The sequence below is a fragment of the Amycolatopsis speibonae genome (genome assembly GCF_042647925.1).
In the GTDB taxonomy this organism is placed as follows: domain Bacteria; phylum Actinomycetota; class Actinomycetes; order Mycobacteriales; family Pseudonocardiaceae; genus Amycolatopsis; species Amycolatopsis speibonae.
Genome location: NZ_JBHRWK010000025.1, coordinates 144,798 through 158,573, shown reverse-complemented (window position 1 = coordinate 158,573; position 13,776 = coordinate 144,798). Strand labels below are relative to the sequence as shown.

Genomic DNA, 13,776 nt, shown 5'->3' with positions numbered 1-13,776 from the left:
GTATGAATCGGTGCTTCACTTCTTGGGTGCCGTATCGCCGTACACCGAAGGTCCAAGAGCGCCTCGACGCCCAGCGCGACGCCGTCCTCGCCGCTGCCATGGAGCAGCTGGCCGAACGCGGATACGCGGGATGCTCGGTATCGGCGGTCGCGGAGCGGGCCGGGGTGGCCGTCGGGAGCGTGTACCGCCACTTCCCCACCAAGGCCGCCCTGGTCGTGGAGCTGTTCCGGAAGGTCGTCACGCGTGAGGTCGAGGCCGTGCGTGCGGTGTCGGAGCGGCCCGGCACGCCGGCCGAGCGGGTCGTGGCGGTCTTCGACACCTTCGCTACCCGGGCGTTGAAGACCCCGCGAATGGCGTACGCGCTGCTGGCCGAGCCCGTCGACGCGCCGATCGAGGCCGAACGGCTGGTGTTCCGGCGCGCGTTCCGCGACGTCGTGGCGCAGCACGTGGCCGACGGCGTCCAGTCCGGGGTGCTCCCCGCCCAGGACGCCGAGGTCACCGCGGCGGCGCTCGTCGGCGCGGCGGCCGAGGTGCTGATCGGCCCGTTGACCACCGGCAGTGCGGACGAGGTGTCCGGGCTGCGCACTTTCGTCCTGCGTTCTTTGGGAGGTTCCGATGCCGGTCACTCATGAGGTCACCAACCAGGTCCAGCCGCTGACGGAGTACGACGTCGCCGCCGATCCGGCTCTGCTGGAGGGGCTGGAACGGGCGGACGCCGGCTGGGCGGCGGCGGAGGTGCACGCGCTCGGCAGGCTGGCCGGGAGCGAGCAGGCCCAGGAGTGGGGCAGGCTGGTCAACGAGAACGAGCCGGTGCTGCGGACGCACGACCGGGTCGGGAACCGGATCGACGAGGTCGAGTTCCACCCGTACTGGCACGAGTTGATGGACGTCGCGGTGTCCCACGGACTGCACGCGACGCCGTGGCGGGATCCGCGGCCCGGCGCGCACGCGGCGCGGGCGGCGAAGATGTACGTCTGGGGCCAGGTCGACGCGGGGCACACGTGCCCGATTTCGATGACGTACGCCGCGATTCCGGCGTTGCGCTTCAACCCCGAGCTGTCCGAACGGTACGAGCCGTTGCTGGCCGCGACGGAGTACGACTTCGGACTGCGCGAGCCGAGTTCGAAGCGCGGCCTGATCGCCGGGATGTCGATGACGGAGAAGCAGGGCGGTTCCGACGTCCGGACGAACACGACCACCGCGCGCCCACTCGGTGACGGCAGCTACGTCATCGTCGGGCACAAGTGGTTCACCTCGGCGCCGATGTCGGACATGTTCCTGACGCTGGCCCAGGCACCGGGTGGATTGTCGTGCTTCCTTCTCCCCCGGGTCCTGCCGGACGGCTCGCGCAACGGGATCCGGCTGCAGCGGCTGAAGGACAAGCTGGGCAACCGGTCCAACGCGTCGTCGGAGATCGAGTACGACGACGCGATCGGCTGGCTGGTCGGCGAGGAGGGCCGCGGGGTGCGCACCATCATCGAGATGGTGAACAACACCCGGCTGGACTGCGCGGTCGGGAGCGCGTCGGGAATGCGGTACGGCGCCGTGCGGGCCGTCCATCACGCGCGGCATCGTCGTGTGTTCGGGGCGAACCTGGCGGATCAGCCCCTGATGGGCAACGTGCTGGCCGACCTCGTCGTCGAGTCCGAGGCGGCGACGACGGTCGGGATGCGGCTGGCGGCGGCCACCGACCGGCCGGGTGACGAGCAGGAGCAGGCGTTCCGGCGGCTGGGGCTGGCGGTGACGAAGTACTGGGTGTGCAAGCGCGGCCCGTCGCATGCGGTCGAGGCGCTGGAATGCCTGGGTGGCAACGGGTACGTCGAGGAGTCGGGGATGCCGCGGCTCTACCGTGAGGCTCCGCTGATGTCGATCTGGGAGGGTTCGGGCAACGTCGCGGCGCTGGACGCGTTGCGGGCGATGGCGAAGCAGCCGGAGTCGGTGGCGGCGTACTTCGCGGAGGTCGAGCAGGCGGCCGGCGCCGACACGCGGCTCGACGACGCGGCGGGGAGGCTGCGCAAGGAACTGTCCGATCTGTCGGACATCGAGTACCGGGCGCGGCGGCTGGTCGAATCGATGGCACTGGTGCTGCAGGGTTCGTTGCTGGTGCGGCACGGGACACCGGCGGTGGCCGACGCGTTCTGCGCGTCGCGGCTGGGCGGCGACTGGGGTGTCGCGTTCGGGACGCTTCCCTCCGGTGTGGACACCCGGGCGATCATCGCCCGCGCCGAGGTCTGACCTGTCGAGTAGACGCTCTGTACGCGCCTGACCACGTGGTGCGCCGGTCCGGCCGATTACCCCGGCCGGACCGGCGCCGAGCACTGCGAACAGCCGCAGGATTGCGGAATTCGGGTGCATCCACGGGCCCGCGTGTCGGCTACGTTCCTCGGTCATGGTCGATCGCCGAAGATGCCTGGTCCTGATTCCGCTGGCGTTGCTCGCCTCCGGTTGCGCGAGAACCGACCCGACACCGCTCTTCGCGGCGGCGAGTTCGAGACCGTCCACGGAGAACGTGCCGATGATGGAGGCGGCGGCCCCGTCCGGCACCCCGTTCGCCGCGGCGGACGGGCGGGACCTGCGGGCCTGCGCCGACGGGGAGTGCGAGGTCCTGGTCCGGACCGGCGACCAGATTCCCAACGACGGCGGAGCCGGGCCGCTTTCGGTCGCGATCCAGGCCGGGAAGGTCGGTCTCGCCCCGTCTTCCGGCGGGATGGGTGAGGCGGTGTCCGGTCCGCCGGGGATGGTCCATCAGATCAACCGGCAGGTGATCGTCGTCGTCGCGGTGCAGGGCGGCGAAGGGATCGTCCGGCTCAGCAAGAAGTAGCGGTTCAGTTCAGGCCGGCCATGAACTCACTGAGCAGCCGGTTCGCCGTGTCCGAAGTGAACAGGCGCTCGAAGTCCGCGCGTGCCACCCGATGACGGAATTCCCCTCGACTGCCCGGGTCCCCGGCGTCGTGCATGGTGTCGGTGAACCACGTCGCGAAAGCCTGGTAGTTCCACACGTCGCGCAGGCGGGTGTCGGAGTAGGCGTCGAGCAGGCTCTGGTCGTCGTTCTTGTAGTAGTGGACCAGGGCGTCGGCGAAGACGTCGGCGTCGTGCAGGGCGAGGTTCATGCCCTTGGCGCTCATCGGCGGGACGATGTGCGCGGCGTCGCCGAGCAGGTGGATCCTGCCGTGACTCATCGGGCTGTGGACCTCCCCCCGAAGCGGCACTACCTGCTTCTCGACGATCGTGCCCTTCGTGGGGATCGGTTCGCCGAACCTCGTTTCGAGTTCGCTCCAGATCCGCTCGTCCGGCCACTCCTCGGGGGTGTCCTCGAGCGGGCACTGCAGGTAGAACCGGCTCGCCTGCGGCCCGCGACCGAACTGGGCCGCGAAGCCGCGCCGGTGGATCGCCATCAACGTCGGGCGGTCGGCGGGCGCGTCGGCCAGGACGACCAGCCACGCGTAGCCGTACTCGTGGGAGTGGCGGGTGATCCGGTCCTCGGGGATGGCGGCCCGGGTCGCGCCGTGGCTGCCGTCGCATCCGGCGAGGAAGTCGCCTTCGATGACCGACCCGTCGCCGAGCCGGACACGGGGACGTTCGCCGTCCTCCACGGCCACTTCGGTACCGAACCGCAGGTCGCCTCCGTCCTGTTCGAACACGGTGATGAGGTTCCGGACGAGAACCTGCTGGGGACAGAACCGGCCCTCACGGTGTTCCTCGACGGCGAGTTCCAGCCACCGGTCCTCGCCGTCGACACGGAAACCGAGACCGGTTTGGACGGGAGCCCCGCCGACGACCCGGTCTTCGAGGCCCCGTTTGCGGAACGCGCGGGTGGCGCGGGTGTCGATGACTCCGGCGCGTTGCCGTCGCTCGACGTATTCGCGGTCGCGCCGTTCGAGGACGACGCAGTCGATTCCCTCGCGCAGGAGGAAGTTGCCGAGCGCGAGACCGGACACTCCGGCTCCCACGATCACGACGGGCTTGTTCTCTTTCGCTGTGGACATGGTTCGAGTTTCACCGAGGTCGCGGCGTCCTACTACCGGTATCCTGACGCTCTATGCTGGAATTCCGCCTAGGCCGGCCACCGGGTGACACCGGCCGGGGATCGTTGGCTCACGGGCAGCTGGTCGGCCCGCATTCCCATGTCCGAGGTCAGCTGCTCTACCCGTCCACCGGCGTGCTCGCGACCACCACCGAGCGGGGCACCTGGGTCGCGCCGGCGAATCGGATCACCTGGACGCCGCCGGGATTCGAGCATTCCCATCGTGCGTACGGCGAGACCGAGGTCCGGCGGATCGACTTGCCTGTCCGGCTGGGCCGTTTCCTTCCCGCCTTGCCGTCGGTCTTCGCCGTGACGCCACTGTTGCGCGAGGTGCTCCTGGCGGTCAGCGACGGGCGTCCTCGCGCTCAGGGACCCCGCCATCGGCTCCGCGGGCTGATCATCGACGAGCTCACCGACGCCGAGCCGCAGGAGCTGTACCTGCCCGAGCCCGCCGACGACAGGCTGCGAGCGGTGACCGCGCTGCTGCACGCCGACCCGTCCAGTTCCGCGACGTTGCGCGAACTCGGCCGGGCGGCCGGCGCCAGCGAGCGTGTGCTCAGCAGGCTGTTCCAGGACGAACTCGGCGTGAGCTTCCGGCAGTGGAGGAGCATGCTCCGCGTCCAGCACGCGCTCGTCCTGCTAGGGGACGGCCATGCGGTGACCACCGTGTCGTCCCGGCTGGGCTGGGCGAATCCCACCAGCTTCATCGAGGCGTTCGTCGCCGTCGTCGGGGAAACCCCCGGCCGGTACCAGGCTGGTTTACGGCGACCGTAGCTTTCTGTACCTACTAGTATGTACGGCATGCATGCGATGCAGTACGAGATCACCCTCCCCGCCGACTACGACATGGGCATCATCCGCGAACGTGTCGCCACGCGCGGGCATCTGCTCGACGACTTCGGCGGCCTGGGGCTGAAGGTGTACGGGATCCGTGAGCGCGGCGTCGACGGCTCGACGCTGAACCAGTACTCGCCCTTCTACCTGTGGCACGACGAGGCCGGGATGAACGCCTTCCTGTTCGGCGGCCCGTTCAGCGGCATCGTCGACTCGTTCGGGCGTCCCGCCGTGCAGCACTGGACCGTGCTCGGGTTCGAGGAAGGACCCGCTTTCGGCACCCCGCCGGTCGCGGCGGGAAAGCACGTCGTCCCGATCCCCGCCGAGACCGACCCCGTCGCCTTCCTGGGCGAGGCTCTCGACGGGCTTCGCGTGCACCTGCGCCAAGACGGGGCGCATTCGGGCGCGCTCGCCGTCGACCCGCGCACCTGGCAGGCGGTGCGCTACAGCCTGTGGACCGGCGGGGTACCGGAGTCGGACGAGGTCCGGTACCGGATCCTCCACCTGTCCTCGCCGCATCTGGACGAGCTGCGGCGAGGACGGCAGTGGGATCAGCCGAGCAGTGCGGCGAACAGCACACCGGGGTCGGCTTCGGGCGGACCGGCCGGCCACTGATCCCGGAACGGGTACCAGAGCCCGTCCTTGCCCAGCCGCACCTCCACGCCTGTCCCGCGGACGGCGCAACGGTTGCGTTCGACGTCCAGGCCCTCGCCGGGATCGTCCACCACCTCGGTGAACGCGGCACGGGCCCGGCCCATCGCCTGCGACGGCGGGGTCCACGCGGTCTCCAGGACCTCGAGACCGGCCCGGCCACCGTGGCGCCAGGCGAGCACCGCGCGGTCGAAGTCCTCGCCGTTCTCGGCCGGGCGCAACCTGTCGGCTGTCTCCGGCCGGGTGGCGGCGAGGCGGACGGCGTCCTGCTTGCGGGTGAGCTTCGGCCGCGAATTCAGCAGCGCGGTGGCCGCCTGACTCGCGTTGGCGGCCAGCAGGGCGAAGGTCTCCGCCGGGATGCCTGGTGCTTCCGGCACGGTCGGTCCGCCGGCGGGCGCGAACGCGGCGAGATCCGGCAACGGGCCCGGCTCGTCGGCGTAGGCCCGCTCGGGCGGGGTGTCGTCGTCCCCGGTGCGCACGAACCGAGGCGCGTTGCGCCGCTGCAACTCGTCGAGGAGTTCCCGCTCCCCCTTGCCGCGCATCAGCAGCAGCACGAAGGGATCCGCGTCGAGCAGCCACGAGGCCTGGAACGACAGCGCCGCGGCGTGGCGGCACGGCAGTTCCCAGCCGGGACAGTCACAGTCCGGGTCTAGGTCACCGATGCCGGGCAGCAGATGCACACCGGCGTCGTCGGCGGCCTCGACGAGGTCGTGTGGCATGTCCCGGTCCAGCAGCGCCGCGAGATGCCCGGCACGGGAGGCGACCCGGTCCAGGAAACGGTCCCACTCGTCACCGGTCAGTTCCGCGAGCCGGACCTCGGTGCGGTACTGGCCTTCCTGGTCGTCGACCACGGCCGCGATCCGTCCGGGGCTGACCGTGATCGTGCCGACCCGGCCCGCCGCGGCGTACTTGCGGCCCTGTTTGAGCTGCCGCAGGTCCAGTGCGGTGTCCTCCATCGCGTTGATCCACGCACGGCCCCACCACGAGCGGGCGAACTGGCCGTGCCCGCCCTGAGGCCCGAAAGCGGGGAAGCCGCGGACGCGATCGTCTGGCGTACTCATCGGCGACTCCTCAACTCGACCAGATCGGCCAGCTCCGCGTCGGTCAGTTCGGTCAGGGCGGCCTCGCCACCGGCGAGCACCGCGTCGGCGAGCGCGCGTTTCTCCCGCAGCATCGCCGCGATCCGGTCCTCGACCGTGCCCTCGGCGATGAGCCGGTGCACCTGCACCGGCCTGGTCTGCCCGATCCGATACGCGCGGTCGGTCGCCTGATCCTCGACCGCGGGGTTCCACCACCGGTCGTAGTGCACGACGTGATCGGCGTGGGTGAGGTTCAGCCCGGTCCCCGCCGCCTTGAGCGACAACAGGAACACCGGCACCTCACCGGCCTGGAACCGGCGCACGAGTTCCTCGCGCTTGGGCACGGGTGTGCCGCCGTGCAGCAGTTGCGTGGCGATGCCGCGCTGCGCGAGATGCCGTTCCAGCAGCCGTGCCATGGCGACGTACTGCGTGAACACCAGCACCGCGCCGTCCTCGGCGAGGATCGTGCCCAGGAGCTCGTCGAGCAGTTCGAGCTTGCCCGACCGGCCGTCCAGCACCGCCTCCGCCGGTTCCTTGAGGTACTGCGCCGGGTGGTTGCAGATCTGCTTGAGCCCGGTGAGCAGTTTGACGATCCGGCCCCGGCGCGCGATGCCCTCACTGCCCGAGATCTCGGCCATCAGCTCGCGCACCGTCGCCTCGTACAAAGCCGCCTGCTCGGCGGTGAGCGTCACCGGCCTGTCCGTCTCGGTCTTGGCGGGCAGTTCCGGCGCGATCCCCGGATCGGATTTCCGACGGCGCAACAGGAACGGCCGGACGAGCCGGGACAGGCGCTCCGCCGCGTCTGGGTCCTTTCCGGACTCGACCGGTTTCGCCCACACACGGCGGAAGTCGGCCATGGTGCCGAGCAGTCCCGGTGTCGTCCAGTCCAGGATCGCCCACAGTTCGCTGAGATTGTTCTCCACCGGGGTGCCCGTCAACGCCACCCGCGCCGACGACGTCAGCGTCCGCAACGCCTTCGCCGTGCCGGAACGGTGATTCTTGACGTGCTGGGCCTCGTCGGCGACCAGCAGTCCCCAGTGGACTCCTTTCAGCGGTGCCGGGTCGACGCGCAGCGTGCCGTAGGTCGTGAGCACGAAACCGTCGCCGAGTTCGTCGAGCGAGCGCTCGGTGCCGTGGAACCGCCGCACCGGGACGCCGGGGGCGAACCGGGTGATCTCGCGTTCCCAGTTGCCCAGCAGTGACGCGGGGCAGACGACCAGGGTCGGGCCGTCCGCGCGATGCAGGTGGAGCGAGATCAGCGTGACCGTCTTGCCGAGGCCCATGTCGTCGGCGAGACAGCCGCCGAGCCCGATCGACGTCATCGCCGTCAGCCATTGCAGGCCGCGCAGCTGGTAGTCGCGCAGGGTCGCGGCCAGACCCCGCGGCGGGGACTGCGGTTCGGGCGGTGCGAGCAGCCTTTCCCGCAGCGCGGCGAGCCAGCCGTCGGTGAAGACGTCGACGCGTTCACCCTCGATCTCGGCCGTCCCGCTCAAGGCGGCGCCGAGCGCGTCGATCGGTGTCAGCGGTTTCAAGGCGCGATCCCGCGCCTTCGCCGCCAGCGCCGGGTCGACGAGCACCCACTGATCGCGCAACCGCACGACGGGACGGTGTGCCTCGGCCAGCGCGTCCATCTCGGCCGCGGTGAGCGGAGCGCCGCCGAGGGCCAGCTGCCAGTCGAACTGCAGCAGCGTGCCGCCCGCGAAGAAGGACGGGAGGTCGTCCGGTGGCGCGGCACCCCCGCCGACGACGGCTCTCGCGCTCAGGTCGCGGACGAGACCGGCGGGCCAGTGGACGTCGATACCCGCTGTGGCCAGCAGGGTCGCGGCGGTGGTGAGCAGTTCGGTGATGTCGGTGTCACTGAGCCGCACCTCGTCGGGGACCGCGGCCCCGAGCAGGGGTTCCAGCGGTGGCCACAGCTGGGCGGCGCGGCGCAGGGCGAGCATCACGTCGATCCTGGCCCGCGGGCCGAACCGGTCATCGCCCGACCAGAGCGCGGCGGCGTCGATCAGGACACCGGGATCGGTGAGGCTGTGCACCTGGACGACCCCGCTGAAGCGGCCGATCGTGAAGCCGTCCTCGGGCGCCTCGATCCGGACCGAGACCCGGACCCCGGAGTCCAGCCCGGCCGCGACCTCGGCCGCCCAGTCCCCCAGCTGCGGGACGCGGTGCGCGGGCGGAGCGGCGAAGGCCTTGACCCCGGCCGCCTGCGCGGCCGCGGGAGTGCGGGGAAGGGTGTCGGCCACGGCGTCGAGGAACGCGCGCAGCAACGGATACCGCGCGGGCAACAGGTTCCCGTCCCCGGGGATCGCCCGTGCCCGGGCAGGCATCGCCTCGGACAGCTCGCGCAGCCAGGCGGCGTCGGACGGCTCCAAGGGACCCGCGCGCCAGGCGTCCACATCGGACTCCGTGACCCCGGGAAGCAACCGGCCCGCCTCGGCGAGCTTCAACGCCGCGGTGGCCGCCGTGCTCCAGAAGCGTGCGGAGGAGTCCTCGCTCTCACGAAGCCGCAGCAGCGCGGGAAGCGCCTCGGCCATCGGGAGCCGCACGCAGGGCACGGTGGCGAGCTCGGGGAGAGCGACTGTCACCTCCCCGGCCCCCGGCGTGCTCCCCTCGGCGTTCCAGAAGACGAATCCACTGGTCCGAGAGGGATTCTTCGGTTCGAACACGACACTGCCGAAACCGTCGTGAGACGTCACTCAGCCCCAATCTCTGTACGGTGTACATTTCAGGATAACACAACTCTGTACACCGTAGAGAGAATGAGATGACGGACGCGGACCACACCGGCACGGGCGATCCACGGCGAACCATCGAACTGCTCTGGGGCGTACGGGAGAAACCCCGTCGCGGCCCCAAGCCCAAGCTCACCGTCGAGGAGATCATCACCGCCGCGATCGCACTCGCCGACACCGAGGGGATCACCGCGCTGTCGGTGCGCCGGGGCGCGGAGAAGCTCGGCGTCTCCCCCATGACGATCTACACCTACATCCCCAGCCGGGCCGAACTGCTCGACCTGATGATGGACCGCGTCCACGGCGAGCTGACCGATCCGCCGGAGAGTCACGACTGGCGGGTCACGATGACGATCCTCGCCGAGGACGCCTGGGAGATGTACCACCGGCATCCGTGGATGCTGCAGCTCACCACCGGTCGTCTCCCTCTCGGCCCGCACACCTTCGCCAAACACGAACGCGAACTGGCCGCCGTCGACGCGATCGGGCTCACCGATCTGGAGATGGATGCGGTGGTGGCCATGGTCAACGGATTCGTCCAGGGCATCGCGCGCGGGTCGGTCGAATCGGCGAGCCTCGTGCGGCGGTCTGGGCTGACGGACATGGAGTGGTGGACGGCGAGCGCCCCGGTCCTCGCGGAGATCCCCGAAGCCGACGCGGGACTGTTCCCGCTGGCGGCGCGGATCGGGCAGGCGGCAGGCGAGGCACACGGCGCGGCGAGCGCGCCACTTCACACCTTCCGGTTCGGCCTGGCGCGGATCCTGGACGGGGTCGAGCAACTGGTCAACGGTGACTCCGACGCCTCGGGAGCCGAACTGCCTTCGTGAGGGATTCGGGTAGCGCCTGCCTCGGCAGTTGCTTTGGTCGTGTTGGACCGACAACTTCAGATACCACAGTCCCCGACGGTCCTCTAGCCGAGTTCGCCGTCCACCACCGGCGGCCCCTCAACATAAACGGCTTGTTCGGCCGCGGGAGGGCGGGCGAGTTCGGCCAGCTGCCGGACGACATCGTCGTACCGCGCCTGATCCGCGACCGCACGGGCCTGCCCGCGTTCCAGTTCCTCGCCCAGCGCCGTCACCCGCGCCTCGGCCAGGCTACGGGTGGTGTGCTCCCGCGCCAGATCGGCCCGGACCCGGTCCAGTTCTCCCCGCAGTCCGGCGGATTCCTCCCGCGCGGCGGCACAGTCCTTTTCGGACACCGTCACTCGCGCCTTCGCCTCGTCGAGCCGGTCCAGCAGAGCTTCGAGTTCGGCCACCGCCCGTGCCAGTGCCGTGTCCCGCTCGCCCAGATCCGCTGTCAGCCGCGTCTTCTCGTCCCGGACGGCCGCGAAGTCCTCGCGCAGTGTCCGGAGATCGGAGGTCAGCGTGTCGCGGGAGCGTTCGGCGGCCACGGTCGCGGCTTCCGCGGCGCCACGGGCGCGTTCGTGGGCGGCGATCTCGGTCCAGGCGCGCTGGCGGGTTTCCTCGGCGTCCTTCAAAGCCTGTTCGGCGGTGCGTTCCGCCTTGGCCTTGGCCATCTTGTCGTCCCGCGACGCGGCCAGCGCGGTCGCTCGCGCCGTGTCTGCCTTAGCCGCGGCCTGCTGAGCGTCTTCGGCCTCGCGCCGCGCCGTCGCGGCCTCTGTCTCGGCTTCGGTGACCCGGCCCAGCGCCGCCTCGGCGGCGTCGTCGAACCGCGAGTGCATCGCGCCCAGCAACTCCACGAGCGACGCCGCCTTCGGGGTGAACTCGTCGGCGATCCGGCGGACCTCGAGCAGCGGGTCCGCCACGCTCGCCACCGCGGCCGCGCGCCGGGCCCGCGACGCCGAGTCTGCGTGCGTCTTACTGCAGTAGGCCGACGGCCGCCCGCCCTTGCGTTTCCCCTCGGCGTCCACCGCGGGCGGGGGCAAGGGGTTTTCGCAGCCTTCCAGCGCGCACAGCCGGAGCTCGTCGGCGTCCGTATCGATCACCACAGCAGGGTAGCGCTGCCCGGCGGGTGGGAAGCGAGGCAACGCCGGGAGGAGCCGCCGATAGGGTCGACCGCATGCGCGTCTTGTTCACTTTCGCCGGCGGCAACGGTCACTTCCGGCCGCTCGTCCCGCTCGCCCGCGCCCTCGCCGACGCGGGGCACACGATCGCGTTCACCGGTGAGCCGTCCATGGTCCCGATCGTCGAGGCGGCCGGTTTCACCGCGTTCCCGTCGGGTCCGAACCTCGGTGGCGACGGCAAGCGCCGGCCGCTGCTCATGGTCGACCGGGACCGTGAGGACGCCGACTTCCGCGACGGTTTCGTCCGCCGCACCGCGCCCCTGCGCGCGGAGGACGTCCTGGCGCTCTGCGAACACTGGGCGCCGGACCTCCTCGTCTGCGACGAGGCCGATCACGGCCCGATGATCGCCGCCGAAAAGCTCGGGCTCCCCCACGTGACCGTCCTCGTCATGGCCGCCGGCGCGCTCGTCCGTCCCGACCTCGTGGACGACGCGCTCAACGAGGTCCGCGCCGCCCACGGCCTCGCCCCGCAACGGAACCTCGACGCGGCGTACCGCCATCTCGTGCTGTCCCCGTTCCCCGCGAGCTTCCGCGATCCCCGGTTCCCGCTGCCGCCGACCGCGCAGTCCTTCCACCTCCCCGTTCCCGGTCGCGGCCGGGTGCCGGACTGGTACGTCGAGGGCCGTTCGACGCTCTACTTCACCCTCGGCACGATCTTCAACACCGAATCCGGCGACCTCTTCGCCCGGGTGCTGGCGGGTCTGCACGAGGTCGACGCGACCTGTGTGGTGACCGTCGGGAACCTCATCGATCCCGCGGAGTTCGGCCCACAGCCCGGGCACATCCACCTCGCGAAATACCTGCCACAGGACGACGTCCTCCCGTACTGCGACGCGGTCATCACCCATGGCGGTTCGGGCAGCCTGCTGGGCGCGATCGCGCACGGACTGCCGATGGTGGCGCTGCCGATGGGCGCCGACCAGCCCCACAACGGCGACCGCGTCACCGAACTCGGGCTCGGCACGGTCCTCGACGTCATCGAAGCGACACCGGAGGACATCCGCGACGCCGTGTCCTCCGTGCTGAAGGAACCGTCCTACCGGGAGGCCGCCGGGCGGATGCGGGACGAGGTCACCGCATACCCGCCGCCGGAGAAGATCGTTCCGCTGCTGGAAGGGCTGGTGCGGTGACCACCGAACTCGACACCGCGATCACCCGGGCGTTCCGCGAGGAATCGGGGCAGGTCATCGCGACCCTGATCCGGGTCACCGGCGACTGGGACCTGGCCGAGGAATGCCTCCAGGAGGCGTTCGCGCTCGCGCTGCGCACCTGGCCGCGCGACGGTGTCCCGGCGAAACCCGGTGCCTGGCTGACCACGACCGCGCGCAACCGCGCCACCGACCGGATCCGGCGAGATGCCGTCGGCGCCGAGAAACTGCGGGAAGCCGGTGAGCTGACCGCGTCCGCCGAGCCGGAGTGGGACGAGAGCGGCGTCCACGACGACCGGCTCCGGCTGATCTTCACCTGTTGCCATCCCGCGTTGCCGATGGAGGGCCAGGTCGCGCTCGCGCTGCGGACCCTGGCCGGGCTCACCACCGCCGAGATCGCCCGCGCCTTCCTCGTCTCCGAAGCGACGATGTCGCAGCGCCTGGTCCGGGTGAAACGGAAAATCCGCACCGCGGGCATCCCGTATCGCGTCCCGCCGGCGGAACTGCTGCCCGAACGCACGGCCGCCGTGCTCGGGATGCTGTACCTGCTGTTCAACGAGGGCTATTCGGCCAGCGCGGGCACCGATCTGCTGCGGACCGACCTCTCCGCCGAGGCCATCCGGCTCGCCCGGATCCTCGCCGGACTGATGTCCGCCGAACCCGAGGTCCTCGGCCTGCTGGCCCTGCTTCTCCTGCACGACGCCCGCCGGGCCACGCGGATCGACGAGGACGGCACTCTCGTCTCGCTCGAAGACCAGGACCGCGGCGGCTGGAACACCGCCGGGATCGCCGAGGGCACCGAACTGCTGGAGACCGCGCTCCACCGCGGAGTCCCGGGGCAGTACCAGATCCAGGCCGCCATCGCCGCGTGTCACGCGACGGCGGCCCGTGCTTCCGACACCGACTGGGCCCAGATCGCCGCCCTCTACGGAGAACTCCTGCGTTTCGTGCCCTCTCCGGTCGTCGAGTTGAACCGCGCTGTCGCGGTCGCGATGGCCGAAGGACCCGAGGCTGGACTGGAGCTGGTCGACAAGCTCACCGCGGACGGCAGCCTCCCCGGCTATCACTTGCTTCCCGCGACCCGCGCGGATCTGCTCCGGCGTCTCGACCGGTCCGGGGAGGCCGCCGACGCCTACCGCGAGGCACTCGCGCTCGCCGGGACCGACGCCGAGCGCGCCTATCTGTCGGGAAAACTCGCCGAAATCTCCTGACGGTGGGGTGTCTGTCCGCGGGGACGCCGTTCGTCGGTGGGCGACAGGTACCGAGAATAAGGAAAGGGTCAGCT

12 protein-coding genes are annotated in these 13,776 nt (G+C 70.8%); 8 read left to right on the top strand and 4 right to left on the bottom strand.

Annotation, left to right across the window (positions count from 1 at the left end):
• The first annotated feature begins 26 nt into the window (after positions 1 to 26).
• From ACFOSH_RS19465 to ACFOSH_RS19455, 3 genes are all read left to right on the top strand, one after another.
• A complete protein-coding gene (locus tag ACFOSH_RS19465) occupies positions 27 to 632 on the top strand; it encodes a TetR/AcrR family transcriptional regulator (RefSeq protein WP_378240386.1) in 606 nt (201 codons plus the stop codon).
• On the top strand, positions 616 to 2,235 hold the full coding sequence (locus ACFOSH_RS19460; protein ID WP_378240385.1) for an acyl-CoA dehydrogenase family protein: 1,620 nt from the start codon (positions 616 to 618) through the stop codon (positions 2,233 to 2,235). The genes ACFOSH_RS19465 and ACFOSH_RS19460 overlap by 17 nt, the downstream gene beginning before the upstream one ends.
• Positions 2,236 to 2,389: 154 nt before the next feature.
• Entirely contained in the window at positions 2,390 to 2,821 is a 432-nt protein-coding gene (locus tag ACFOSH_RS19455) for a hypothetical protein (protein WP_378240384.1), read from the top strand.
• A gap of 4 nt (positions 2,822 to 2,825) precedes the next feature.
• On the opposite strand, the gene ACFOSH_RS19450 is transcribed toward ACFOSH_RS19455, so the two are convergent.
• Entirely contained in the window at positions 2,826 to 3,986 is a 1,161-nt protein-coding gene (locus tag ACFOSH_RS19450; RefSeq protein ID WP_378240383.1) for a 4-hydroxybenzoate 3-monooxygenase, read from the bottom strand.
• A 53-nt stretch (positions 3,987 to 4,039) separates the two neighbouring features.
• Between ACFOSH_RS19450 and ACFOSH_RS19445 the strand changes: the two genes are divergently transcribed.
• The gene (locus ACFOSH_RS19445) at positions 4,040 to 4,798 is read left to right on the top strand and encodes an AraC family transcriptional regulator (RefSeq protein WP_378240381.1); all 759 of its coding nucleotides are present in this window, start codon (positions 4,040 to 4,042) and stop codon (positions 4,796 to 4,798) included.
• A 27-nt stretch (positions 4,799 to 4,825) separates the two neighbouring features.
• Entirely contained in the window at positions 4,826 to 5,473 is a 648-nt protein-coding gene (locus ACFOSH_RS19440; protein WP_378240380.1) for a DUF4865 family protein, read from the top strand.
• Here the strand turns inward: ACFOSH_RS19440 and ACFOSH_RS19435 are convergent.
• Together ACFOSH_RS19435 and ACFOSH_RS19430 are read right to left on the bottom strand one after the other, a co-directional pair.
• A complete protein-coding gene (locus ACFOSH_RS19435; RefSeq protein ID WP_378240379.1) occupies positions 5,410 to 6,570 on the bottom strand; it encodes an SWIM zinc finger family protein in 1,161 nt (386 codons plus the stop codon). The two genes, ACFOSH_RS19440 and ACFOSH_RS19435, sit on opposite strands and share 64 nt — an antisense overlap.
• On the bottom strand, positions 6,567 to 9,284 hold the full coding sequence (locus ACFOSH_RS19430) for a DEAD/DEAH box helicase (RefSeq protein ID WP_378240378.1): 2,718 nt from the start codon (positions 9,282 to 9,284) through the stop codon (positions 6,567 to 6,569). Before ACFOSH_RS19430 ends, ACFOSH_RS19435 begins: the two co-directional genes overlap by 4 nt.
• A gap of 68 nt (positions 9,285 to 9,352) precedes the next feature.
• On the opposite strand from ACFOSH_RS19430, the gene ACFOSH_RS19425 reads away from it, so the two are divergent.
• Complete coding sequence (locus ACFOSH_RS19425) at positions 9,353 to 10,147, top strand: TetR/AcrR family transcriptional regulator (protein ID WP_378240377.1); 795 nt, start codon at positions 9,353 to 9,355, stop codon at positions 10,145 to 10,147.
• 83 nt (positions 10,148 to 10,230) lie between these two features.
• Here ACFOSH_RS19425 and ACFOSH_RS19420 read toward each other — a convergent pair whose 3' ends face one another.
• Positions 10,231 to 11,265, bottom strand: a complete 1,035-nt coding sequence (locus ACFOSH_RS19420) for a hypothetical protein (RefSeq protein WP_378240376.1) — start codon at positions 11,263 to 11,265, stop codon at positions 10,231 to 10,233.
• A gap of 74 nt (positions 11,266 to 11,339) precedes the next feature.
• Here ACFOSH_RS19420 and ACFOSH_RS19415 point away from each other — a divergent pair, with 74 nt between their 5' ends.
• Together ACFOSH_RS19415 and ACFOSH_RS19410 are read left to right on the top strand one after the other, a co-directional pair.
• A complete protein-coding gene (locus ACFOSH_RS19415; RefSeq protein WP_378240375.1) occupies positions 11,340 to 12,473 on the top strand; it encodes a glycosyltransferase in 1,134 nt (377 codons plus the stop codon).
• Complete coding sequence (locus tag ACFOSH_RS19410; RefSeq protein WP_378240374.1) at positions 12,470 to 13,702, top strand: RNA polymerase sigma factor; 1,233 nt, start codon at positions 12,470 to 12,472, stop codon at positions 13,700 to 13,702. The genes ACFOSH_RS19415 and ACFOSH_RS19410 overlap by 4 nt, the downstream gene beginning before the upstream one ends.
• Positions 13,703 to 13,776 lie beyond the last annotated feature (74 nt).